The sequence below is a fragment of the Nocardia sp. N2S4-5 genome (assembly GCF_044628355.1).
Classification (GTDB): Bacteria; Actinomycetota; Actinomycetes; order Mycobacteriales; family Mycobacteriaceae; genus Nocardia; species Nocardia wallacei_B.
The window spans coordinates 5070176-5093256 of sequence record NZ_JBIUPM010000001.1 but is presented as its reverse complement, the minus strand read 5'-3'; the positions used below and the strand labels follow the sequence as shown (position 1 = coordinate 5093256).

Here is a 23081-nt window from a genome sequence, read left to right as displayed (position 1 = left end):
TCAGTCGACCACGCCCCAGTGCAACACCCGCACGGTGAACAGCACCAAACCCAGCGACACCGTCGCCACCACGACCAGCCCGACCACCGCCACCGCCAGCGGCCGCCATCCGCTGCGGCCGAGTTCACGGAAATCGGTGTTGAGACCGACCCCGGCGAAGGTGAGCAGGAACGCCCACTTCGACACATTGCCCAGATTCGCGAGCTGCGGCTTATCGATCCAGTGCACCGTCGCGAGCGCGGACACCGCCAGGAAGCCGAGCACGAACTTGGGGAACTTCGCCCACACGAACGCCGCCTTGGCGCGCAGTCCCGGGGCCAGCGTGTCGGCCTCGCCGCGCGCGGCCCAGTACAGGGCGAAGCCGAGCACCACGAACCCGATCAGCGCGTTGCGGGTCGATTTCACCAGCACCGCCAGCTTGCCCGCGGCGTCGGAGTAGGCGTAGCCGGTGGCGGTGGTCTCGGCGGTGTTGTCCACGGCCAAGCCCGCCCACAGGCCGAACTCGTGATCGGTCAGCCCGAGGCCGTGCCCGATCGCGGGCAGGGTGAACAGCGCCACCGCGCCGAGGGTCAGGATCGCCGCGATCGCGTAACCGACATCGGCGTTGCGGGCCCGGATGGCGCCGCGCGCGGCCACGATCGCCGACACCCCGCAGATCGAAGTGCCCACGGCCAGTAGCGAACCCAGCTTCCCGGACAGGCCCAGCAGCCGGGCGACGGTGAGGATGATCGCGCCTGCCACCGTCATATTGATGAGGATCAGCACGAAGCTGGTGCCGCCGAGTTTCGCGACGTCACCGAGCACGAAGCGGGAACCCAATGCGACGATGCCCACTTTGAGCCAGAACTCGTAGGTACCGATACCCGGCTTGAAGATCCGGGGCACGCCAACGGTATTGGCGATGATCAGCCCGAAAACGATGGCCCACAGCACGTATTCGATGTCGGGAAAACGCCAGTGGTGGTCGTGGGCCAGGTCGTTCACCCAGGTCTGGGTGTACTTGCCGAGCAGACCGACGGCGATCAGCAGGACGATACCCGGCAGATAGGCCAGTGCGCCGCGCAGTGCTCCGGATTCCGCTGCCGGAGTGGAGGTTTCGGTGGTCATCGAGTCACCACGGGAGCTTCGGCAGCATGTCGGCGACGGCGAGCAGCACGACGACCCCCGCGACGATCACCGCCCACCAGTCGACGCCGATCCGCCGCCATACCGAAGCGGACGCCGCCGCATCTTCCGGCGCGGGCGCAGCACCCGGTTCACTCATGGCCGAACTCCCTCATCGCGGCTGATCCCGGTGCATTCCCGCGACCAGCCGCCATGATGAACCGCATCACCTCCCGGGGGAAGTGATGGAATCAGCCCGATTCGATCGCCGAATCAGGCGATGCCGGTGACGGACTCGGGGTTGAATTCGTCGCGCCAGCGGATGGCCTCGACCAGGGTGGAGAGGTCGTAGTCGGGACCGTCGGTGCCCACGGTGAAGGTGGTGGCGCCCGCGGCCACCAGGGCCGGGGCCTTGTCGGCGCCGGGCCAGTCCACCGAGCGCTCGATGTCCTCCGGGTCGGTGCCGACGGCCGCGCAGTGGTCGGCGAGGATCTTCGACTTGCGTTCCAGCACATCGAGATCCGCGAAGGTGTGCCAGATGTCGCCGTACTCGGCGACCAGCCGCAGCGTCTTCTTCTCGCCGCCGCCACCGATGAGGATCGGGATGTCGCGCACCGGCTGCGGATTGAGCTTCTTCAATCGGCTGTCGATGCGGGCCAGGTATTCCTTCAGCAGGTTCAGACGCGTTCCCGCCGTACCGAATTCGTAGCCGTACTCGTCGTAGTCCTTCTCGAACCAGCCCGCGCCGATGCCGAGGATCAGGCGGCCGCCGGAGATGTGGTCCACGGTGCGGGCCATGTCGGCCAGCAGATCCGGATTGCGGTAGCCGCCGCCGGTGACCAGCGCGCCCAGTTCGACCCGTTCGGTCTGCTCGGCGATGGCGCCGAGCATGGTCCAGCACTCGAAGTGCGCACCGTCGGGGTCGCCGTAGAGGGGATAGAAGTGGTCCCAGTTGAACACGATGTCGACGCCCGCATCCTCGGCGCGGAGCACGGCGTCGCGGATCAGTGCGTAGTCGGGGGCGTGCTGGGGCTGTAGTTGAACTCCGATCCGAACGGGTCGGGCCATAGCTCCTCCTCGCGGTGTCGATGCTTCGCAGGCGAGGCTACCCGTCCGGGCAGTAGGATTCCCGACTGCGGCCGCGCCGCACCACCCCTCTACTCGGATCGTCCGGCACGTTCCTGCCGGTGAAGGGATTGATTCACGATGGCCACGGTCACCTTCGACCGCGCGACCCGGCTGTACCCGGGCGCCACCGAACCCGCCGTCGACCAGCTGAACCTCGAGATCGCCGACGGCGAATTCCTGGTCCTGGTCGGTCCGTCCGGTTGCGGCAAGTCCACCTCGCTGCGCATGCTCGCCGGGCTCGAGGACGTCGACGGCGGGCGCATCCTGATCGGCGACAAGGACGTCACCGCGGCCGAGCCCAAGGAACGCGACATCGCGATGGTGTTCCAGAACTACGCGCTCTACCCGCACATGACGGTCGCGGACAACATGGGTTTCGCGCTCAAGATGGCGAAGGTGGCCAAGGCGGAGCGGGACCAGCGGGTGCGCGAGGCGGCCGCGCTGCTCGATCTCGAGCAGTATCTGGACCGCAAGCCCAAGCAGCTGTCCGGCGGCCAGCGCCAGCGGGTGGCGATGGGCCGGGCGATCGTGCGGCAGCCGCAGGTGTTCCTGATGGACGAGCCGCTGTCGAACCTGGACGCCAAGCTCCGCGTGCAGACCCGCACCCAGATCGCGCAGTTGCAGCGGCGCCTCGGCACCACGACCGTCTACGTCACCCACGATCAGGTGGAGGCGATGACCATGGGCGACCGGGTGGCGGTGCTGAAAGACGGTCTGCTGCAACAGTGTGCGACGCCGCGCGACCTGTACCGGGATCCGGCGAATCTGTTCGTCGCGGGGTTCATGGGCTCTCCGGCGATGAACCTGTTCACGCTGCCGATCGAGGACGCGGGGGTGGTGCTGGGCGGTCACACGCTGCCGGTGCCGCGCACGGTCGCCGACGCCGTGCGGGAAACCGTCGTGGTGGGCATCCGGCCGGAGCACTTCGACCTCGCCGGATCCGGTGACGGTATCGCGATGGAGGTCGACGTGGTCGAGGAACTCGGCTCCGACGCCTACATCTACGGCCGCACCCTCGGCGCGGACGGCGCCACGGGCACCGGCGAGACCATCGTGGCGCGGGCGGACTGGCGCAATCCGCCGGCCAAGGGCGAAAAGCTCTCCCTCACAGCGACTTCCGAGCACATCTACTTCTTCGCGCCGGAGGACGGCAGCCGCCTGAACTGACCCTCGAACACGCCCTCGACGCCTCAGAGCGTCGAGGGCATTTCCCGCCTCCGCGCCGCTCGCCACTTCCGGTTGACGCGGATGCGGAGGTTTTCCAAGGGCACCTCGTTGCCCGACGCGCTGCGCACCTCGACGCGCACCGGCTCGCCCGTGGCGTCCTCGAGGCGCTCCAGCGGGGGTTCGCCGTCCTGGAGGTACTGGTCGCCCCACTGCCACAGCGCGAACACGACCGGTAGCAGGTCGCGGCCCTTGGCGGTCAGCACGTATTCGTCGCGGGTGCGCTTGCCGTCCTCGCGATAGGGCTGCTTGCGGAGCAGGCCGGCCTCGGTGAGCTTGCGCAGGGCGGCCGACGCGGCGGCGTCGGTGATACCCACACGGGCGGCGAAGCCGTCGAAACGCGTGGTGCCGTAGATCGTCTCCCGCAGAATCAGCAGCGCCGAGCGGGTGCCGACGATATCGAGCGCCTTGACGATCGAGCAGTCGTCGGGCTTCCACGACCTCAGGTCACGCAAGGGTCCTTCCAGTACAGCCGCCATGAGATCGATCATAGCAATTCTGACTTGTGGCAACTATTGCCAGCTCGTAATCTGACTATAGAACGGTTTAGTTAGAAGATCGTTCGGTGGAGACCGCGGCGTCGCGGCACTCGGAAGGAACCGTCATGAGAGACGCAGTCATCGTCGAGGCAGTGCGCACCCCCATCGGCAAGGGCAAGCCGACCGGCGCCCTGCACGACGTGCATCCGGTGGACCTGCTCGCGCACAGCCTGCGCGAGGTGGTGCGGCGCAGCGGAGTGGATCCGGAGCTGATCGACGACGTGATCGGCGGCGTCGTCACGCAGGTCGGCGAGCAGGCCGTCAATATCACCCGCCGGGCCGCACTGGCCGCCGGCTACCCCGAATCGGTGCCCGCGACCACCGTCGACCGGCAGTGCGGCAGCAGCCAGCAGGCCATCCACTTCGCGGCGCAGGGCGTCATCGCGGGCGCCTACGACGTGGTGGTCGCCGCCGGACTGGAATCGATGAGCCGGATCCCGATGGGCGCGAGCGTGCTCGGCGCCACCGATCTCGACGGGGTCGCCTTCCGCGAGCGCTATCCGGAAGACCTTGTGCCGCAGGGCATCAGCGCCGAGCTGATCGCCGCCCGCTGGGGGATCAGCCGCACCGCCATGGACGAGTTCTCCCTCGCCAGTCACGAAAAGGCCGCTGCCGCAACGAAGAACGGATCGTTCGAGGCGCAGCTCGCCCCCATCGCCGGGCTGACCACCGACGAAGGCATCCGGGTCGGCAGCACCCTGGACACGCTCGCGGGCCTGCGACCGGCCTATTACAGCGAGGCGTACGCAGCCCGATTCCCCGAGATCGGCTGGAATGTCACCGCCGCCAACGCCAGCCAGATCAACGACGGCAGCGCGGCCGTACTCATCACCACCAGCGAGAAGGCCGCGCAGCTCGGCCTCACCCCGCTGGCTCGGCTGCACAGCTTCGCCGTGGCGGGCGACGATCCGCTGCTGATGCTGACCGCCGTCATCCCCGCCACGCGGAAGGTATTGCAGCGGGCCGGTTTACAGCTGTCCGACATCGACCTGTTCGAGATCAACGAGGCGTTCGCGTCGGTGGTGCTGGCGTGGCAGCGCGAGACCGGCGCGGACCTGTCGCGGGTCAACGTGCACGGCGGGGCCATCGCGCTGGGACATCCGCTCGGTGCGTCCGGCGCCCGGCTGGCCACCACCCTCGTGCACGCCATGCGGGAACGCGACGCGCGGTACGGGCTGCAAACCATGTGCGAGGCAGGAGGATTGGCCAACGCCACCGTCTTCGAACGGTTGTGACGCGGGCCGGGCAGCGCGTCGCGTTCAGCCGGTGACCTGTCCGGCCAGCAACAGGCCGGTGACGAACGAGGCGGGCACCAGCAGCAGCGCGAGCGCCGCCCACCACCACATGTACCAGCGCTTGACCGCCGCGACGACCACCATCACCAGTCCGCCGCCGAGGGCCGCCGCGGTGCCGCCCCATGAGACCAGGATGCCCCAGGTGGCGAACTCCTCGCGGCATCCGGTGCCGTAGCCGCACGGGTCGGTGGCCATGACGAAGAACGGGGTGAACGACGCCGCGCACACGCCGACCAGGGCGGCGAGTGAGTACAGGACGATGGCCAGCACCAGATCCCACGTCCGGAGGGGCCGGGGCGCGGGCCGCATCGGCATCGGCATCGGCGGGTAGGCCATCGGGTCGGGGTAGGTCATCATGGTTCCAGCGTGGCCGACCGGCGGCGTTTCGGGATCCGCAGAACTACTCAGTCCGAGAACCGGGCCGAGGAGTTGCGGCTCGGCGCTGGTTAGGCTGCCGGGGTGAGCGATCTGCTGGATCCCGAGTCCGCCTTCGTCTACGCGATTCCGCTGCGGACGCGCTTCCGCGGGATCACGGTGCGGGAGGGGATGCTGGTCGAGGGTCCGCTGGGGTGGGGTGAGTTCTGCCCGTTCCCGGAGTACGACGACCGGGAGGCGGCGAACTGGCTGGCCACCGCGGTCGAGCAGATCACCGAGGGGTGGCCGGCGCCGGTGCGGGAACGAATTCCGGTCAACTGCACGGTGCCCGCGGTCGGGCCCGAGCGGGCGCACGAGATCGTCGTCGGATCGGGCTGCCGCACGGCGAAGGTCAAGGTCGCCGACCATCCCGACGCCCTCGCAGAGGACCTCGAGCGAGTGGCGGCGGTCCGCGACGCCCTCGGGCCCGGCGGGGCCGTGCGGATCGATGCCAACGCCGTGTGGGATGTGGATACGGCGGTCGCACACATCCGTCGAATCGACCGGGCCGCAGGCGGTTTGGAGTACGTCGAACAACCCTGCCGGACCATCGAGGAGCTGGCGGAGGTGCGCCGCCGGGTCGACGTCCGCATCGCCGCCGACGAATCCATCCGCCGCGCCGAGGATCCGCTGCGGGTAGCGGTCGCGGGAGCCGCCGACGTGGCCGTGCTCAAATGCACTCCGCTCGGCGGCGTGCGCCGCGCGCTGCGGGTCGCCGAGGCCGCCGGACTGCCCTGCGTGGTCTCCTCAGCACTGGAGACGAGCGTCGGACTGGCCGCTCAGCTCGCCCTCGCCGCCGCCCTGCCCGAGCTCGACTTCGCCTGTGGGCTGGGCACATTGCGCCTGTTCGACGGCGACGTCACGGCACAGCCTCTGCTCCCCGTCGACGGATTCCTCCCGGTACCGACGGCGCCGCCGCGGCCGGACCCCGAACTGCTGCAACGCTTCCGCCATCCGGACGCGGACCGGGTGCGCTGGTGGCGCGACCGTCTCGACCGCGTCCGCCGCCTATTGCCCTAGCTTCCGGCCGCGGCGGACACAATTCGCGCTGGGACGGCGAAATATGCCGCGACGGAGTGATTCGTGACCGCTCAGACCGAAGGCGATCTCAGCACCAGGAAGCGTGCGGGCGGCAGACCTGCCAGCCGGTACCGTCCGCGTTCGGGACCGCCGTCCAGGTGGAGGCGCCCCTCTCGGTGCCCAGGGCGCGTTCGGGCTGCTGGGGACCGTTGTTGCCCCGGCGATACTCGCGCCGGTTGTCGCGGATCTCGTTCTGGCGGAGCTGATTCGTTTCGAGGTGGTGGTAGCCGCGGGGGTCGATGTGCCGCCAGCCCGTGGTGTCGCGCGGGTCGGCGGGGCCGCGGTCGGAGTGGCCCGCCCGCGCGCCCGGATCGGCGGTGGCGGCGCCGGCGGCGACCACGGAGCCGAGCGCGGCGGCGCCCGCGATCAGGGCCAGTGCGGCCGTCCGGGAAGCGCGGCGACCGGCCGTCGCGCCGGGGTGAGGACTTCGGTCCGTCGCCGGATGTCGCCTCGGAAGTACACGTCGCATTGTCGGCCCCTTTGCCTCGTTGCTGTCGTGCGCCCTGTTCACCTGTACGCCAGAGCCCATCTACGTAGATTAATAGTACGTAGTTCGATCGTACGTACTTCGAACGTAGATCGCTCGTGGTTGTGGCTCGGGCCATAGGGGGAGGAAGGTCAGCCGAGGCGGACGCCGCAGCCCAGCATGGTGGTGCGCAGCAGCAGCGCGGCTTCCGGGCCGATCACGCCGTCCACCAGCTCCACGTAGCGAGAACAGAATTCGGGCCCGTGCGCGGCCGGTTCGGCGCCGCCGGGCTCCAGGTGATGCGCCACCTCGTGCAGGATCACCAGCTCCCGCAGCGCCCACGCGGCGCCGCGGGTGTGCAGCGGCACGGCCAGTACCGCGGTCTCGACCTCATAGTGCGCGGCCGACGCACCCGCCCGGGCCCGGACGGTCAACGGCCGTTGTGACCTTTCCCATTGCGCACGAACCCAATTCAGTGACAAGACACGATCTACGTAGGTCTGCACCGATTCCACCGAGGCGAAGCGCCGCTCGATCGGCAGGGTGAGTTGCGAGCCGTGCAGATCCACCGTCCGGGAGCCGTACTCGTCGGCGCGATCGAACATTCGCCGCACCAGGCCCTCGGCGTCATAGACCTTGGCGCGCTGGGCATCTCGCGCACTCACCAGGCAATCCCCGCCCGCCCGCTCACCCGTCGCCCGAGCCGAGTTGCCCGCGAGCCGCGCCCAATTCGGGCGACGAACCCAGTCGCGCCGCGCGCCCCGCGCGGTCCCCGGCACGTCGGGCGGCGGCGGAGTAGCCCGCCGACTCCTGCGGGCCGCGCCAGGTGCCGCGCGCCTCCGAGGTGCGGGTATAGAAGTCGTGCAGCTCGAGTTCCTTGTCGCGCAGGGCGAGTTCGGTGCCCGGGGCGGTGGTCGGCTCCGCGCGCACCTCGGCCTCCACGTCCGCGCGCACCTCGGCCAGCCGCTTGCCGACCCGGGCGGCGAAGGCCATCTGGAAGTTCAGCCGGGCCGTCACCGCCGCGACCGGGGCCTGCACGCGGCGCTGCACCTTACGGCCCCAACGGTTCTCGACGACGATCTTCTCCACCGTCGCCGACTTGTACCGGCCCGACTTGATGTACTGGTCGGAAGCCCGCACCATCTGCACCAGCAGGCTCGCGTACAGCGCCTCGCAGGTGGCGATGTCGGTGTCGAAACCGTAGGCGTACACCTGCGTGGACGAGCGGGCCACATCGCAGCGCACATCGTTGGCCGCCGCGATCGCCACGAACAACTGCACGTAGGTGCGCAGTCCGCGCTTACCGGCCGCGCCGATCGCAATCACCTTCTGCGTCGGCGTTTTCCGATGCTCACGACCGGCGATATGGGCGCGCGCCACCGTCAGGTCGATCGACGAACGGGTCGCCAGGCGCTGTGCGGCGGCGAGAAACGCCTCGGCCTCGTGCTCGTTGTCGGTCGACTCGGCCTGGCGGAGCAGCCCACCGATCCTTGTGAGCAGTTTGTCGTTTGTCAGCTGGGTCGACATCGAAGCCCAGGATAGAAGAACCGGCCGACACGACTCGCGCCGAACAATGTATCTTGCCTTGTGCAACCGGCTGAGTGTGCTGGCGCTCACGAGCACTCCTCGCTGGCGTTCGGCGTCACTCGTGCACCGGAGCGCGCTGTGTCGATGGTTCGCTCGCAAGCTCGCTCACGTCTCGACCCTGGAGTATCGATGGCTTTGAACAAGGTGTCGTCACGACGCTCGTCCCTGGTGTCACGCGCCGCGCTGGCCGCTGTTTCGGCCGCGCTGCTCACCGCGACCTTCACCAGTGCGTGCTCGAGCGGTGGGGGTAACGACGCCACCAGTCAGAATTTGAGTGGCCGCGGGCCCATCACCTACGTGGAGGGCAAGGACACCACCGAGTCGGGGGCGGTGAAGCAGCTCATCGAGCGCTGGAATGCCACGCACCCCGACGAGAAGGTGACATTCAAGGAACAGTCCAACGACGCCTCCCAGCAGTACGACGACCTGGCCCAGCACATGCGGGCCAAGCAGTCGGACTACGACGTGATGGCGCTGGACGTGCCGTGGACCGCCGAGTTCGCCGCGAAGGGCTGGATCCAGCCGCTGCAGGACTCCTTCGCCATCGACACCGCCATGCTGCTGTCGCCGACGGTCGCCAGCGCCACCTACAAGGGCACGCTCTACGCGGCCCCGCGCAACACCAACGGCGGGCTGCTGTACTACCGCAAGGACCTGGTGCCGAACCCGCCGAAGACCTGGTCGGAGCTGCTGAACGACTGCGGCGCCGCGCGTGACCACCAGATCGGTTGCTACGCCGGGCAATTCGCCCCCTACGAGGGCCTCACCGTGAACTCGGCGGAGGTCATCAACGCCTTCGGCGGCACCTTCGTCGGCCCGGACGGCAAGACCCCGACGGTGAACAGCCCGCAGGCCCGCGCCGGGCTGCAGGTGCTCGTCGACGCCTACAAGAACGGGGAGATCCCGAAGGAGGCCATCTCCTTCAAGGAGCCCGAGAGCCAGAACGCCTTCGCCCAGGGCAAGCTGCTGTTCCTGCGCACCTGGCCGAACTTCTACGGCGTCGCCAACGCCGACTCCTCGGTGGTGAAGGGCAATGTCGGCGTCGCGCCGCTGCCGGGCAAGGACGGCATCGGCGCCTCCACCCTCGGTGGGTACAACGCGGCGATCAGCTCCTACTCCAAGCACAAGGCCACCGCGCTGGACTTCCTGCGCTTCATGATCAGCGAGGACGCCCAGCGCATCGTCGCCGAGGGCGCGTTCCCGCCCGTGCGCCAGTCGATGTACGACGACCCGGCCCTGATCGCGAAGTTCCCCTACCTGCCGGCGCTGAAGGATTCGATCGCCAGCGCGGTGCCGCGCCCGGTCACCCCCTACTATCCTGCGGTGTCGAAAGCCATCCAGGACAACGCTTATGCTGCGTTGACCGGAGCCAAGTCCGTCGACGACGCGATCACCGGCATGCAGAAGGGCATCCAGGCGGCCGGATCGTAGCCGCCGGAGAAGCACCCACCGAGCCAGCCCCGTAGGAGAGAAGAACGTGTCAGATCCTTCGGGAGCGACCGACCTCGCGCCGCCCGCCGCACCGGCGGAACCGACTCCGAGTCGGCGGTCCGGATCCCGAAGTATTCCGGCGCGGCCGTGGTTGTTCGTCGCACCCGTACTCGTGGCGCTGGCCGTCGTCATCGGCTACCCCGTGGTGCGGGCGGTGGTGATGTCCTTCCAGAAGGACTCGGGGCTCAACGACGCCACCGGGATGTTCGAGGACGGCGGGTTCGCCGGGTTCGGCAACTACACGCACTGGCTGCTGCAGCAGTGCACCCTGCCCGGCGGGAGCTACGAGGCCTGCCCCACCGGCAACCTGGGCTCGCAGTTCTGGGCGGCCATCGGCATCACGCTGCTGTTCACGGTGGTGACCGTGGCGCTGGAGGCGACCATCGGGCTCGGCATGGCCGTGGTGATGGGCAAGACCTTCCGCGGCCGGGCGCTGCTGCGGGCGGCCGTGCTGATTCCGTGGGCGATCCCGACCGCCGTCACGGCTCGGCTGTGGGAGTTCATGTTTCAGTACGACGGGGTGGTGAACCGGGTGCTCGGCACCCACATCCTGTGGCAGACGGACCCGTGGTGGTCGCGGTTCGCGGTGATCATCGCCGACGTCTGGAAGACCACGCCGTTCATGGCGCTGCTGATTCTGGCCGGGCTGCAGGTCATTCCGGGCGATGTGTACGAGGCGGCGCGGGTCGACGGCGCCTCGGCCCGGCAGCGCTTCACCCACATCACGTTGCCGCTGCTGAAACCGGCGCTGCTGGTCGCGGTGCTGTTCCGCACGATGGACGCGCTGCGGCTCTACGACCTGCCGGCGATCATGACGCAGGGCAACCCGGCGACGCGGACCATCTCGATCCTGGTGGTCGACCAGGTGCGCCAGGGCCAGAACAGTGCCGCGGCGCTGTCGGTCATCACCTTCCTGTTGATCTTCGCGGTCGCCTTCGTACTGGTGAAGGTGCTGGGCGCCAATGCCGTCGCGACCCAGGAAGAACAGCGGAAGGCGCACTGATGACCACGCTTACCGACGCGCCCACCGGCGCCACCGCCGCCGCCCCCGTGCCGTGGACGAAGCGCCTGCGTTCGGCGCGGGTCTACGTCGGCGCGCTGATCGTGCTGGTGTGGGGGCTGGGACCGTTCTACTGGATGGTGGTCACGGCCTTCCGGGATCCGGCCTACACCTTCGACAACACGCCCTGGCCGACGCACGTCACGCTGGAGAACTTCCGCAACGCGTTCGACACCAGCCGCGGCAACGATTTCGGGCGGGCGGTCACCAACAGCATCATCATCGGCCTCGCCACCGCGGCCATCGCGCTGCTGATCGGGATGCTGGCCGCCTATGCCCTGGCCCGCCTCACGTTCCGGGGCAAGACCCTGGTGGCCGGGCTGGTGCTGAGCGCGTCGATGTTCCCCGTGGTGGTGCTGGTGACGCCGCTGTTCCAGCTGTTCACCGACATCGGCTGGATCGGCCACTACCAGGCGCTGATCATCCCGAACATCTCGTTCGTGCTCCCGCTGACGGTCTACATCCTGGCGTCGTTCTTCGCCGAGCTGCCCTGGGAACTCGAGGAAGCCGCGCGCATCGACGGCGCCTCCCGCTTCCAGGCCTTCCGCCTGATCATGCTCCCGCTGGCCGCGCCCGCCGTATTCACCACCGCCATCCTGGCCTTCATCGCCGCGGTGAACGAATACCTGCTGGCCCGCCTGCTGTCCTCGGACTCCACCGAACCCGTCACCGTCGCCATCGCCCGCTTCTCCGGCAACGACCCCCTGGTCCAGCCCTACGCCGCGATCATGGCCGCCGGCACCATAGTCACGGTCCCCCTCGTCATCATGGTCCTGCTCTTCCAGCGCCGCATCATCTCCGGATTGACCGCAGGCGGCGTCAAGAGCTGACCCCCGCGCGCGCTCTCCCGCCGCAACCACAACGGTTTTCGGCGCGTCTCGGTTTTCGGGTGCCGCTGCAAAGCGACGAAGGAGCCAGCAGCGGCACCCGAAAACCGAGACCAAGGGCGCCGAAAACCCGCGCCGCCGAAGGCGGCGCCAAAAACACAGTAGTCTGTGTTTCGATTGGGGTATTTGCGGTAGTTCGATCGTTGTTGCGGTAGTTCGAGCTTTGTTCGGGTAGGTGTTCGTGCAATAGGTCCGGCATCTCAGGAGATGATCGTGAGTTCGATCCGTAAGCGACGGCACCACGACAATCGGAACGACGCCCCGTACGCCTCGGTCGCCGGATGGAACGATCCATCGAGTGGCACGGCGCGGCGGCAGCGCGAGCAGCAGTACCGGCTCCGGCGGCGGGGGCGGCCGCCCACTCTCGAGACGCCGCAGGACCGGCCGCCGCGCACGCGGGCGCAGCGGGTGCGGCGGCTGCTGCTGGCGCTGTTCGTGATCTTCCTGGTGTTCCCGGCGCTGCTGGCGACGCTGGCGTACTGGAGCGCCGAGATCCCGGATCCGGCGGCGGTGCAGACCAATCAGATCGCCACCATCACCGCCTCCGACGGCACCACGGTGCTCGCGAAAGTGGTTCCGCCGGAAGGCAATCGGACGCCGGTGCCGCTGTCGGACGTACCGCAGCCGGTCCGCGACGCGATGCTCTCGGCCGAGGACCGCAACTTCTACACCAATCCCGGCTACTCGGCCTCGGCGTTCCTGCGCGCGGCCCGCGACAACGTGCTGTCGCGCGACGACGCCGGCGGCGGGTCGACCATCACCCAGCAGTACGTCAAGAACGCCTTCCTCAGCTCCGAACGCACCCTGTCGCGCAAGATGCGAGAGCTGATCATCTCCGCGAAGATGGCGCGGCAGTGGAGCAAGGACGACATCCTCGCCGCCTACCTGAACACCATCTACTACGGCCGCGGCGCGTACGGCATCGCGGCGGCGGCCAAGGCGTATTTCGACAAGCCGGTGCCGGAGCTCACCCCGGCCGAGGGCGCGGTGCTGGCCGCGGTGGTGCGCACGCCGTCGATCCTCGACCCGGAAACCCATCTGCCGCAGCTGAAGTCGCGCTGGAACTACGTGCTCGACGGCATGGTCGAGATGGGCACGCTGCCGGCGGCGGAGCGGGCCGCGCTCCGGTTCCCGGACATCGCGCCGATCACGGTCGCGGCCGACGATGCCGCGCGCGGCCCGGCCGGACTGGTCCGCACCCAGGTGCTGCGCGAGTTGCGCGCGGCCGGGGTGAGCGAGCAGGAGATCAATACCGGGGCGCTGCAGGTGGTGACGACCATCGACGCGCGCGCCCAGCAGTCCGCGGTGGACGCTGTGCGCAACCGGCTCGGACCGCAGCCGCCGGAGTTGCGCGGCGCGGTGGTGTCGATCGATCCGCGTTCGGGTGCGGTGCGCGCCTACTACGGCGGTGACGACGGCGTCGGCTTCGATTTCGCTCAGGCCCCGTTGCAGACGGGTTCGTCGTTCAAGACGTTCGCGGTGCTGGCCGCGTTGCAACAGGGCGTCTCGCTGTCGTATCAGCTCGACAGCGGGCCCGTGACCGTGAACGGTGTCAAGGTCACCAATGTCGAGGGTGAGTCGTGCGGAACCTGTTCGCTCGCCGAGGCTTTCAAGCGCTCGCTGAACACCAGTTTCTATCGGCTCGCCGATGTGGTGGGCCCGCAGGCCATCGCCGATGCCGCGCACCTGGCCGGGATCCCGGACCAGATTCCGGGGGTGCCCGGCAAGACGCTCACCGAGGAGGGCGGCGGCACCCCGACGCCGTCGATCGTGCTGGGCGTCTATTCGGTGCGGCCCATCGATATGGCCTCGGCGTACGCGACGGTCGCGGCGTCGGGGGTCTATCACCGGCCGTACTTCGTGCAGCGCGTCGTCGCCGGTGACGGCCGGGTGCTGCTGGACCGCGGCGCGCCGGGGCAGGGCCGGATGCCGCAGGGCGAACAGCGGCTGCCCAAACACGTGGCCGACGGCGTCACACAGGCGATGCAGCCGATCGCGGCGTATTCGAACCGGCACGATCTGGCGGGGCGGCCGTCGGCGGCCAAGACGGGCACCACACAGCTCGGCGATACCGGCGCCAACAAGGACGCCTGGATGATCGGCTTCACGCCGTCGCTGTCCACGGCGGTGTGGGTGGGAACCGAACAGTCCCAGCCGATCCGCACCTCGCGCGACGCCCCGATCTACGGCTCCGGACTGCCCGCGGACATCTGGAAGCAGACCATGGACGGCGCGCTGGCCGGCAGCCCGGTCGAGCAGTTCCCCACGCCCGGTCCGGCCGCTTCGGCGGGCCCGCTGTTCGGCGGCCCGCCGGCGCCACCGACGGAGGCGCAGGGACCGTTCGATGTGCTCGCGCCGCCGTCGGAGGGGCCGCCGGACCCGGTGATCGTGTTCCCGCCCGCACCCCCCGAGCCGGCGCCCGCACCGCCGGAACCGAGACAGGTCGAGATCTTCCCCGGTTTGAGCATCCCCGTGCCGGGCTGATGCGGAGGACACGCCGCATCGGTTGTGACAAAACGAATCCTCGTTGTGCGACCGTCGGCCAGTCGCCGCCGATAGGGTGGAGCCGGGTGCGAACCCGGTGCGCAGACCGCGTGACCGCCGCCGCGAACGGGCAGGTCTCGCGGAATCGATGACATGGCAAGGATCCGCCCGGATGATCATGGATGGTCCGAAACGATTCCGGATGGGTCGATATCCGACGGCGATGGCAGGATGCAGGAGGATGTGCGCACAGTGAGTAACCAGTCCGGCGTCGGTCCGAGCCGCGCGGGACGGCACACAGCACGAGACATAGGGGCGACACCGGTGGATTTCAATGTCGTTGACCGCCACGAGACGCTGGTGGCGGGGACGGTGCTACGGAGCCCGGCGCTGGCGGTCGAAGGACCGCGGCGGTTGCGGGTGGAGGAGGCGTGGAAGCGCAATCTGGCGCGCCCACTACCCGGCCCGCCGGCGACCGCGTACGTGGACCACGCACCGGAGATCGGATCGTATCTGACCCACATCGTCGGTTATCGCTGCGACAGCCTGGCCGATCTGCAGCCCGGTGACGTGCTGGCCCGGGTGCCGGCCGGCCGGTTCGCGCGGTTCATCCGCACCGGCGACGACCTCGGCGACACCATCGTGTCGGTGTGGCGCGCGGTGTGGGATCTGGAGGCGGCCGGTGCGCTGGTGCGCGCCTACACCGGCGATTTCGAGCACTATCCGGACGTGCGGACGGTCGAGGTGTTCGTCGCCCTGAAGGACGACGGCACGACCGGCGACGGCGACAAGTAGAGGGGGCACATCGTGGACTTCGAGATCGTCACGCTGGACGAGAGCCTGGTGGCCGGCCTCACCGTCCCGCTGGCGGGCCGCGAGGTGACCGCCCGCGACCTGGACCTGGTCAACTTCACCTGGGACCGGTACCTGTGCCGGGAGAAAAGCGTGCCCCGGGTGGCGGCCTACATCGGCCAGCACGACCACGCCGTCGCGGTGCTCGGCTACGCGCTGGATTCGCTGGAGCAGCTCGATGTCGGCGATGTCATGACCCGCATACCGGCCGGGCGCTACGCCAAGTTCGTCGTCTCCGACAAGCCCTACGACCTGCTGCGCACGGCGTGGGCGCAGGTCGCCAAGGCGGAGAGCGCCGGAACCATCACCCGCTCGCACACCGCGGAGGTCGAGCGCTACACCGGGCCGACGTCGGTCGAGGTATACGTCTCGCTGGACTAGTAGGGCGTAAAGCAAAGCCCGGCCGAATCATTCGAGCCGGGCTTTCCCTCGTCGCCGATACCGCTGTCGGCGGAAAAGCGGCTGCTATTCCGCTCCCACGATGAACGTTTCCAGCTCCGTGCGGGCGACGTCGTCGGCCATCTGCTTCGGCGGGGACTTCATCAGGTAGGCCGAGGCCGGGAGGATCGGGCCGCCGAGGCCGCGGTCCTTGGCGATCTTGGCCGCGCGGATGGCGTCGATGATGATGCCCGCCGAGTTCGGCGAGTCCCACACCTCGAGCTTGTACTCCAGGTTCAGCGGCACGTCACCGAAGGCGCGACCCTCCAGCCGCACGTAGGCCCACTTGCGGTCGTCGAGCCAGCCGACGTGGTCGGACGGGCCGATGTGCACGTCGCCCGCGCCCAGCTCCTTCTTGAGGTTGCTGGTGACGGCCTGGGTCTTGGAGATCTTCTTGGACTCCAGCCGCTCCCGCTCGAGCATGTTCTTGAAGTCCATGTTGCCGCCGACGTTCAGCTGCATGGTGCGGTCCAGCTGTACGCCACGATCCTCGAACAGCTTGGCCATCACGCGGTGGGTGATGGTGGCGCCGACCTGGCTCTTGATGTCGTCACCGACGATCGGGACGCCGGCGTCGGCGAACTTCTTCGCCCATACCGGGTCGGAGGCGATGAAGACCGGCAGCGCGTTCACGAACGCGGCGCCGGCGTCGATGGCGCACTGCGCGTAGAACTTGTCGGCCTCCTCGGAACCCACCGGGAGGTAGGACACCAGCACGTCGACCTTCGCGTCCTTCAGCACCTGGACGACATCGACCGCCTCGGCGTCGGACAGCTCGATGGTCTCCGCGTAGTACTTGCCGATGCCGTCCAGCGTCGGGCCGCGCTGCACGCCGACACCGCTCGGCGGCACGTCGGAAATCTTGATGGTGTTGTTCTCGCTGGCGAAGATCGCGTCCGACAGGTCGAATCCGACCTTCTTGGCGTCGACATCGAACGCGGCGACGAACTTCACGTCGCGCACGTGGTAGCGACCGAACTTCACGTGCATGAGGCCGGGGACGGTCGCTTCCGCGTCCGCGTCCTTGTAGTACTGCACGCCCTGGACCAGCGAGGAGGCACAGTTGCCCACGCCCACGATGGCCACGCGAATCTCGGTGTCGGATGCGGCGCTCGCGCCGTGCTCAGCCGTGTTGACATCACTCATGGCCGATATTTCCCTCTTTCTGTGGTGCCGCCTTCATTGACTGCTCCGCTGCAATCAACTCGTTGAGCCAGCGCACTTCGCGCTCGCTTGATTCGAGCCCGAGCTGGTGGAGCTGGCGGGTATAGCGATCCAGGGTTCCGCTGGCCCGTTTGATCGCCTCCCGCAGACCTTCTCGGCGCTCTTCGACCTGCCGTCGTCTGCCCTCGAGGATCCGCATCCGCGCCTCGGCGGGAGTGCGGCTGAAGAAGGCGAGATGAACGCCGAAGCCGTCGTCGGTGTAGTTCTGCGGACCGGTGTCGGCGAGCAGTTCGCTGAACCGCTCGCGACCCGGTGCGGTCAGTTGGTAGACCCGGCGCGCCCGTCGGGTGACCGCGCCGGCGGGACTCTCCTCCGCGATCAACCCGTCGGCCTGCATGCGGCGCAGGGTCGGGTAGAGCGATCCGTAGGAGAAGGCTCGGAACGGTCCCAGCAGGCCCGTCAGCCGCTTGCGCAGCTCGTAGCCGTGCATGGGCGACTCCAGGAGCAGCCCGAGAATCGCCAACTCGAGCACGGGCCTCACCTCCTGACTGTTGTCTGCAGACCTAACCGGTAGATGCGATTCCAAACTATATCGGAGCGATACATTGCGCGATAGGTTTGTGTGCAACGACTCCCCCGCGCGCTCCGCCGGGAGGGCAAACCGAGCGGTCGGACGGTGTTGGAGCCCACCCGTACGCGGGGCGCTCGATCGAACAGCGCGGCAGCGCTTGTCCGGTGTCCCCGCTACTCTGGGATGCGTGCGAATTCAGCGGCAGGTAGTGGACTATGCGCTCCGGCGCCGGTCGCTGCTGGCCGACGTCTATGCGGGCCGGGTGGGCGTCGCCGAGGTGTGCGATGCGAACCCGTATCTGCTGCGGGCGGCGAAGTTCCACGGGCGGGGGAGCGAGGTCACATGTCCCATCTGCAGGAAAGAGCAGTTGACTCTCGTATCGTGGGTCTACGGCGAGGGACTGGGCCCGGTGGCGGGTTCGGCCCGCACGCCCGAGGAGTTGGTCCGGTTGGCCGAGTCCCGCGAGGAGTTCACGGTGCACGTCGTCGAGGTGTGCCGCACCTGCAGCTGGAATCATCTGGTGCAGTCCTACGTACTCGGGCATTCGCCGACGCCTCGTCGCCGGCGTACCGGCACCCGTCGGACCGCCGCCGAGTGATGGGCACCGCCGACTGAAATGCGGAGCACAGGTGTGCCCGCCCGCGATCGATCGCCGGGAGGCGTAGCAGGCAGCGTGCGTAACCGCGTAGGCTCCCGCTTCGATCCCCAATCGAGCAGCGCAACGATCGCAACGAGCTACCCGGACCGTTTCGAGTTATGGAGATCCAGGCTGTGACTTCGCCCCACGACGATGGCCCCCACGGTGAGCGACCCCCACGCGGCACGCAACCGCGGCCCGGCGGCTACCCGCCGCCTCGGCCGTCCGGCCCGCCGCCCGGGCGTCCGCTACCGCCGGTCCGTCCGGGGCAGGGTCCCGGCCCGGCGCCCCGCGGCACGGGTGGTCCGCCGCCCCGCCGCCCCGGACCGCCCCCGCAGGGCGAGCCCCGCGGCCCGCAGCCGCCACGCGGACCGGGCGGCCAGCCACCGCGCCGCCCGGCGCCACCGCCGGGGCCGCGCTCCGGCCCGGTGCCGGTGGACCCGGCCCGCGCCACGCAGAAGATCAGCCGGCCCGACCAGACCACCAAGAAGATCTCGGCGGGCTCGCTGAGTGAGGCTGTCGCCCAGCGCAATCAGCGTTCCGGCACGGCCACCCGACCCCGCCCGGACCGCGAAGGCGGCCGCCCGGCCTCCGGCCCGACCACCGGCGGCCACCGCGCGGCCGACCGCCCCGCACCACCGTCCGGTCCCCCACCCCGCAAGAACGGGGGCAGCGGCGGCTCCGGTCCCGGTGGCCGCCGCCCGCAGGCGAAGAAGAAATCGCCGTGGCGGATCGTGCGGCGCGTGCTCTACGTGCTGGTGGCGCTCGCCATCGTGGTGCCGAGCGCGGTCTTCCTGATCGCGTACACCACGGTGTCGGTACCCCAGCCGGGCGATCTCAAAACCAATCAGGTCGCCTCGATCCTCGCCTCCGACGGCACCTCGGAACTGGCGAAGATCGTGCCGGACGACGGCAACCGCACCGACGTCACCATCGACCAGATCCCGCCGCACGTGCGCAACGCGGTGATCGCCGCCGAGGACCGGGACTTCTACACCAACCCCGGTTTCTCCATCTCCGGTTTCGCCCGCGCCGCGCGCGACAACGTGCTGGGCAAGGAGAGCGCCGGCGGTGGTTCGACGATCACCCAGCAGTACGTCAAGAACTCGATGGTCGGTAATCAGCGCTCACTCAGCCGCAAGATGCGTGAGCTGGTGATCTCGGCCAAGATGGCGCGCCAGTGGAGCAAGGACGACATCCTCGCCGCCTACCTGAACACGATCCCCTTCGGCCGCGGCACCTTCGGCATCGACGCGGCGGCGCACGCCTACTTCGACAAGCCGGTGCAGGAGCTGACCGTCGAAGAGGGCGCGATGCTGGCCGCCACCATCCAGCAGCCCTACGGCCTGGACCCGGAGAACAACCCGAAGGGCGCCGAGGCGCGCTGGAACTACGTCCTCGACGGCATGGTCGGCGCGGGCTCCCTCCCGGCCGCCCAGCGCAAGGGCATGGCGTATCCGCAGGTGCAGCCGTCGACCAAGGCCGGTGAGGAATCGGCCGGTTCCGGTCCCGAGGGCCTGATCAAGCGGCAGGTGCTGGCCGAGCTGTCCGAGGCCGGAATCAGCGACACCCAGCTCAACACCGAGGGCCTGCAGATCACCACCACGATCGACGCGAAGGCACAGCAGGCCGCCGTCGGCGCCGCCCAGAAGAACATGCAGGGCGAGCCCGAGAACCTCCGTACCGCGGTGGTGTCGGTCGATCCCAAGACGGGCGCCGTGCGCGCCTACTACGGCGGCGAGAACGGCCAGGGCTACGACTTCGCCAACGCGGGCCTGATGCCCGGTTCGTCGTTCAAGGTGTTCGGCCTGGCGGCGAATCTGGAACTGGGCAAGCCACTCTCGACGATGTACGACAGCTCGCCGCTGACGGTGAACGGCATCAAGATCACCAACGTCGAGGGCGAGCAGTGCGGCACCTGCACCATCGCCGAGGCGCTCAAGCGGTCGCTGAACACCAGCTTCTACCGCATGGAGCTGGACATGGGCCAGAACTCCGGCCCGCAGAAGATCGCCGCCATGGCACACAAGCTGGGCATCCCGGACACCATCCCGGGCGTGGGCAAGTCGCTGGTCGATCCCGACGGCGGCCCGCCCAACAACGGCATCGTGCTCGGTCAGTACCAGGCCCGGCCGCTGGACATGGCCTCGGCGTACGCCACGCTGGCCGCCTCCGGCGTCTATCACAAGCCGCACTTCGTCTCGAAGGTCGTGACCGCCGACGGGCAGGTCCTGCTCGACCGCGGCGAGGTCGCCGGTGAGCAGCGCGTCCCCGCGGCCATCGCCGACAACGTGACCTCCGCGATGCAGCCGATCGCCGGGTGGTCGCGCAAACACGACCTGACCGGTGGGCGCGCCTCGGCCGCCAAGACCGGTACCGCCCAGCTCGGCGACACCGGCGAGAACCGCGACGCCTGGATGGTCGGCTACACGCCGCAACTGTCGACGGCGGTGTGGGTCGGCACCGAGGAGGGCGAGAAGTTGCGCAACGCCAGCGGCTCCATGATCTACGGCTCCGGCCTGCCGGCGGACATCTGGAAGGACACCATGGACGGCGCCCTGAAGGGCACGCCCAACCTGAACTTCCCGAAGCCGGCGCCGATCGCCGGACAGGCGGGCGTGCCGTCGTGGACGGCGGCCTACACCCCGCCCTCGACGACGCAGGAGTACGTCCCGCCGGTAGTCGTGACCCCCTCGCAGATGGAGATCCTGCCGGGCATCACCATTCCGGTGCCGGGCCTGGCGCCCAACCAGCGCTCGCAGCAACAACAGCAGCAGCAAGGCCAAGGGCAGCAACAGGATCCCGGTGCGGGTCCGCTGCCGGGTCAGCCGGTCGCGCCGTCCGGGGAACCGGGCGCCCCCGAAGGTAATCAGCAGGGGACAGGAAACGGTACGTCGCCGCGGCAACGGTAGCCTCGGACGGCGTGATCGAGCAGCAGCTGGTGCATCCTCCGGCCACCGGAGACGCGAGCCCCGACAACGTCCGTGGCTACGCGTCTCCGGCGCCGGTGGCACCGGATCCGAGATCGGCCGACCGGCGGGACAAGCCGAGCCGGACCGATTCGCTGACCTCGCAGTTGTCCACCGTCATCGGCGGACCGGTCGGTGACCACGCGCTGATCGGCCGCACCCGGTTCTGGACGCCACTGCGGGTGCTGCTGGCGATCGCGGTGGTGTTCCTCGCACTGAGCTGGGCGGGCAAGGCGGGCTGCATCCAGCAGACGTCCGACGGCGAGGGCGGCCTCACCCTGGACTGGAACAACGGCCGCCAGTACGTGGCCATGTGCTATTCGGACACCGTGCCGCTCTACGGCGCCGAGCACCTCGACGAGGGCGCGTTCCCGTACAAGAAGCAGTGGACCGAATTCGGTTCCGACGGCAAGCCGCAGGCCCGGTACATGGAGTATCCGGTGCTGTCGGGTCTCTACCAGTACGCGGCGATGGAGGTCGCCACCGCGTGGGAGCAGTTGCGGTTGCCCGGGGCGCTGCCCGTCGTGGTGTATTTCAACGTCGCCGTGGTCGGTCTGGCGATGGCGTGGCTGGTCACCGTGTGGGCCTCGGCGCGGCTGTCCGGGCGCCGGGTGTGGGACGCGGCGCTGGTGGCGGCGTCGCCGCTGGTGCTGGTGCACGCGTTCACCAATTTCGACGCGCTCGCAACGGCTTTCGCGGCGACGGGTCTGCTGGCCTGGGCGCGGCGGCGGCCGGTGCTGGCGGGCGTGCTGCTCGGCCTCGGCGGCGCGGCGAAGCTGTATCCGCTGCTGCTGCTCGGCCCGATCCTGGTGCTGTGCCTGCGCTGCGACGGGCGGCATCGGCTGATCGGCCTGCGTGAACGACTGCGGCACCGCGCGGGACCGTGGCACGGCCTGCGGGAGTATCTCGCCGACGCGCAACTGAGCCCGCTGCGGTCCGCCGGGCTGGCCATCGGCGCGGCGGCCACCTCCTGGCTGCTGGTGAATGTGCCCATCCTGCTGCCGTTCCCGGACGGGTGGCGAGAGTTCTTCCGGCTCAACACCGAACGCCACGCCGACCCGGATTCGATCTACAACGTCATCACCTCGTTCACCGGTTGGGCGGGCTTCGACGGACCGCTGAAAGCGACGCAGACGCCGACCGTGCTGAACCTGGTGTCGCTGTTGCTGTTCGCGGCCGCCTGCGCCGCCGTCGCCTACATCGGGCTGACCGCGCCGCGCCGACCGCGGGTGGCGCAGTTGATGTTCCTGGTGGTGGCGGCGTTCCTGCTGACCAACAAGGTGTGGAGTCCGCAGTACTCGCTGTGGCTGGTGCCGCTGGCGGTGCTGGCGCTGCCGCATCGCCGAATCCTGTTGGCGTGGATGACGATCGACGCCCTCGTGTGGTTCCCGCGCATGTACTACTACCTGGGCACGGACAAGAAGGGCGTGCCCGAGCAGTGGTTCACCGGCACCGTCGTGCTGCGCGACCTGGCCGCGATCGGCCTGTGCGCGTTGATCGTTCGGCAGATCTATCGCCCGGCGGAGGACCCGGTGCGCGGCGACGGCGTCGACGATCCGGTGGGCGGCGTGCTGGATCGCGCGATCGACCCGCTGCTCCCCTGGTTGCCGTCGATGCTGCGTCCCCGTCCCGCCGCGGTCCCGGCCGCGCGGGGTGGTTCGTGATTTCTCGGGGCAGGTGGACCTGGCCTC

22 protein-coding genes are annotated in these 23081 nt (G+C 69.1%); 12 read left to right on the top strand and 10 right to left on the bottom strand.

Annotated elements, in window-relative coordinates; translation table 11 throughout:
* The 3 genes from ACFMRZ_RS23315 to ACFMRZ_RS23305 all read right to left on the bottom strand — a co-directional run bounded on the left by ACFMRZ_RS23315 (position 1) and on the right by ACFMRZ_RS23305 (position 2172).
* Positions 1–1107 carry a YeiH family protein gene (locus tag ACFMRZ_RS23315; protein WP_400180740.1) on the bottom strand — a complete coding sequence of 369 codons (1107 nt, stop codon included), beginning with the start codon at positions 1105–1107 and terminating at the stop codon, positions 1–3.
* 4 nt (positions 1108–1111) lie between these two features.
* On the bottom strand, positions 1112–1264 hold the full coding sequence (locus ACFMRZ_RS23310; protein WP_400180739.1) for a hypothetical protein: 153 nt from the start codon (positions 1262–1264) through the stop codon (positions 1112–1114).
* 113 nt (positions 1265–1377) lie between these two features.
* Entirely contained in the window at positions 1378–2172 is a 795-nt protein-coding gene (locus ACFMRZ_RS23305; RefSeq protein WP_280275403.1) for an LLM class F420-dependent oxidoreductase, read from the bottom strand.
* 138 nt (positions 2173–2310) lie between these two features.
* On the opposite strand from ACFMRZ_RS23305, the gene ACFMRZ_RS23300 reads away from it, so the two are divergent.
* Positions 2311–3399, top strand: coding sequence for a sn-glycerol-3-phosphate ABC transporter ATP-binding protein UgpC (locus ACFMRZ_RS23300; protein ID WP_280362191.1), 1089 nt, complete (start codon positions 2311–2313; stop codon positions 3397–3399).
* 23 nt (positions 3400–3422) lie between these two features.
* Here ACFMRZ_RS23300 and ACFMRZ_RS23295 read toward each other — a convergent pair whose 3' ends face one another.
* On the bottom strand, positions 3423–3935 hold the full coding sequence (locus ACFMRZ_RS23295; RefSeq protein ID WP_400180738.1) for a winged helix-turn-helix transcriptional regulator: 513 nt from the start codon (positions 3933–3935) through the stop codon (positions 3423–3425).
* 125 nt (positions 3936–4060) lie between these two features.
* Between ACFMRZ_RS23295 and ACFMRZ_RS23290 the strand changes: the two genes are divergently transcribed.
* Positions 4061–5230, top strand: a complete 1170-nt coding sequence (locus ACFMRZ_RS23290) for a thiolase family protein (RefSeq protein ID WP_400180737.1) — start codon at positions 4061–4063, stop codon at positions 5228–5230.
* 24 nt (positions 5231–5254) lie between these two features.
* On the opposite strand, the gene ACFMRZ_RS23285 is transcribed toward ACFMRZ_RS23290, so the two are convergent.
* Positions 5255–5647, bottom strand: a complete 393-nt coding sequence (locus ACFMRZ_RS23285) for a hypothetical protein (RefSeq protein WP_400180736.1) — start codon at positions 5645–5647, stop codon at positions 5255–5257.
* A gap of 102 nt (positions 5648–5749) precedes the next feature.
* On the opposite strand from ACFMRZ_RS23285, the gene ACFMRZ_RS23280 reads away from it, so the two are divergent.
* Positions 5750–6724 carry an o-succinylbenzoate synthase gene (locus tag ACFMRZ_RS23280; RefSeq protein WP_400180735.1) on the top strand — a complete coding sequence of 325 codons (975 nt, stop codon included), beginning with the start codon at positions 5750–5752 and terminating at the stop codon, positions 6722–6724.
* Positions 6725–6812: 88 nt separating this feature from the next.
* Here ACFMRZ_RS23280 and ACFMRZ_RS23275 read toward each other — a convergent pair whose 3' ends face one another.
* The 3 genes from ACFMRZ_RS23275 to ACFMRZ_RS23265 all read right to left on the bottom strand — a co-directional run bounded on the left by ACFMRZ_RS23275 (position 6813) and on the right by ACFMRZ_RS23265 (position 8765).
* The gene (locus tag ACFMRZ_RS23275) at positions 6813–7253 is read right to left on the bottom strand and encodes a hypothetical protein (protein ID WP_400180734.1); all 441 of its coding nucleotides are present in this window, start codon (positions 7251–7253) and stop codon (positions 6813–6815) included.
* A gap of 149 nt (positions 7254–7402) precedes the next feature.
* Positions 7403–7915: a TIGR04338 family metallohydrolase gene (locus ACFMRZ_RS23270; protein WP_400180733.1), complete on the bottom strand. Its 513-nt coding sequence runs from the start codon at positions 7913–7915 to the stop codon at positions 7403–7405.
* A gap of 22 nt (positions 7916–7937) precedes the next feature.
* Positions 7938–8765, bottom strand: coding sequence for a DUF2786 domain-containing protein (locus ACFMRZ_RS23265; RefSeq protein WP_280275419.1), 828 nt, complete (start codon positions 8763–8765; stop codon positions 7938–7940).
* Positions 8766–8966: 201 nt separating this feature from the next.
* Between ACFMRZ_RS23265 and ACFMRZ_RS23260 the strand changes: the two genes are divergently transcribed.
* From ACFMRZ_RS23260 to ACFMRZ_RS23235, 6 genes are all read left to right on the top strand, one after another.
* Positions 8967–10268, top strand: coding sequence for an ABC transporter substrate-binding protein (locus tag ACFMRZ_RS23260; RefSeq protein WP_400180732.1), 1302 nt, complete (start codon positions 8967–8969; stop codon positions 10266–10268).
* Between the two features lie 133 nt (positions 10269–10401).
* On the top strand, positions 10402–11331 hold the full coding sequence (locus ACFMRZ_RS23255) for a carbohydrate ABC transporter permease (protein ID WP_400182951.1): 930 nt from the start codon (positions 10402–10404) through the stop codon (positions 11329–11331).
* A complete protein-coding gene (locus ACFMRZ_RS23250) occupies positions 11331–12218 on the top strand; it encodes a carbohydrate ABC transporter permease (RefSeq protein WP_280275412.1) in 888 nt (295 codons plus the stop codon). Before ACFMRZ_RS23255 ends, ACFMRZ_RS23250 begins: the two co-directional genes overlap by 1 nt.
* Positions 12219–12482: 264 nt before the next feature.
* A complete protein-coding gene (locus ACFMRZ_RS23245) occupies positions 12483–14759 on the top strand; it encodes a transglycosylase domain-containing protein (RefSeq protein WP_400180731.1) in 2277 nt (758 codons plus the stop codon).
* Positions 14760–15083: 324 nt separating this feature from the next.
* Positions 15084–15554, top strand: a complete 471-nt coding sequence (locus ACFMRZ_RS23240; protein WP_400180730.1) for a GyrI-like domain-containing protein — start codon at positions 15084–15086, stop codon at positions 15552–15554.
* 12 nt (positions 15555–15566) lie between these two features.
* The gene (locus ACFMRZ_RS23235) at positions 15567–15992 is read left to right on the top strand and encodes a GyrI-like domain-containing protein (RefSeq protein WP_187685859.1); all 426 of its coding nucleotides are present in this window, start codon (positions 15567–15569) and stop codon (positions 15990–15992) included.
* 84 nt (positions 15993–16076) lie between these two features.
* Here the strand turns inward: ACFMRZ_RS23235 and ACFMRZ_RS23230 are convergent, their stop codons facing one another.
* Positions 16077–17195 carry an inositol-3-phosphate synthase gene (locus tag ACFMRZ_RS23230; protein ID WP_280275415.1) on the bottom strand — a complete coding sequence of 373 codons (1119 nt, stop codon included), beginning with the start codon at positions 17193–17195 and terminating at the stop codon, positions 16077–16079.
* Positions 17188–17745 (bottom strand): PadR family transcriptional regulator, encoded by a 558-nt coding sequence (locus tag ACFMRZ_RS23225; RefSeq protein ID WP_280275416.1) that lies wholly within the window; start codon positions 17743–17745, stop codon positions 17188–17190. Before ACFMRZ_RS23225 ends, ACFMRZ_RS23230 begins: the two co-directional genes overlap by 8 nt.
* A 226-nt stretch (positions 17746–17971) precedes the next feature.
* Between ACFMRZ_RS23225 and ACFMRZ_RS23220 the strand changes: the two genes are divergently transcribed.
* From ACFMRZ_RS23220 to ACFMRZ_RS23210, 3 genes are all read left to right on the top strand, one after another.
* Positions 17972–18382, top strand: coding sequence for a DUF5318 domain-containing protein (locus ACFMRZ_RS23220; protein WP_400180729.1), 411 nt, complete (start codon positions 17972–17974; stop codon positions 18380–18382).
* A gap of 467 nt (positions 18383–18849) precedes the next feature.
* Positions 18850–21333: a transglycosylase domain-containing protein gene (locus ACFMRZ_RS23215; protein WP_400180728.1), complete on the top strand. Its 2484-nt coding sequence runs from the start codon at positions 18850–18852 to the stop codon at positions 21331–21333.
* A 29-nt stretch (positions 21334–21362) separates the two neighbouring features.
* Positions 21363–23054: a glycosyltransferase family 87 protein gene (locus ACFMRZ_RS23210; protein ID WP_400182950.1), complete on the top strand. Its 1692-nt coding sequence runs from the start codon at positions 21363–21365 to the stop codon at positions 23052–23054.
* Positions 23055–23081: the final 27 nt, after the last annotated feature.

What these genes read in the sequence shown, in the direction of transcription:
- ACFMRZ_RS23260 (WP_400180732.1), top strand. Translation starts at nt 8,967, where the DNA reads ATGGCTTTGAACAAGGTGTCGTCACGACGCTCGTCCCTGGTGTCACGC.
- ACFMRZ_RS23290 (WP_400180737.1), top strand. Translation starts at nt 4,061, where the DNA reads ATGAGAGACGCAGTCATCGTCGAGGCAGTGCGCACCCCCATCGGCAAG.
- ACFMRZ_RS23305 (WP_280275403.1), bottom strand. Translation starts at nt 2,172, where the DNA reads ATGGCCCGACCCGTTCGGATCGGAGTTCAACTACAGCCCCAGCACGCC.
- ACFMRZ_RS23285 (WP_400180736.1), bottom strand. Translation starts at nt 5,647, where the DNA reads ATGATGACCTACCCCGACCCGATGGCCTACCCGCCGATGCCGATGCCG.
- ACFMRZ_RS23250 (WP_280275412.1), top strand. Translation starts at nt 11,331, where the DNA reads ATGACCACGCTTACCGACGCGCCCACCGGCGCCACCGCCGCCGCCCCC.
- ACFMRZ_RS23245 (WP_400180731.1), top strand. Translation starts at nt 12,483, where the DNA reads ATGATCGTGAGTTCGATCCGTAAGCGACGGCACCACGACAATCGGAAC.
- ACFMRZ_RS23230 (WP_280275415.1), bottom strand. Translation starts at nt 17,195, where the DNA reads ATGAGTGATGTCAACACGGCTGAGCACGGCGCGAGCGCCGCATCCGAC.
- ACFMRZ_RS23295 (WP_400180738.1), bottom strand. Translation starts at nt 3,935, where the DNA reads ATGGCGGCTGTACTGGAAGGACCCTTGCGTGACCTGAGGTCGTGGAAG.
- ACFMRZ_RS23275 (WP_400180734.1), bottom strand. Translation starts at nt 7,253, where the DNA reads ATGCGACGTGTACTTCCGAGGCGACATCCGGCGACGGACCGAAGTCCT.
- ACFMRZ_RS23300 (WP_280362191.1), top strand. Translation starts at nt 2,311, where the DNA reads ATGGCCACGGTCACCTTCGACCGCGCGACCCGGCTGTACCCGGGCGCC.
- ACFMRZ_RS23310 (WP_400180739.1), bottom strand. Translation starts at nt 1,264, where the DNA reads ATGAGTGAACCGGGTGCTGCGCCCGCGCCGGAAGATGCGGCGGCGTCC.
- ACFMRZ_RS23315 (WP_400180740.1), bottom strand. Translation starts at nt 1,107, where the DNA reads ATGACCACCGAAACCTCCACTCCGGCAGCGGAATCCGGAGCACTGCGC.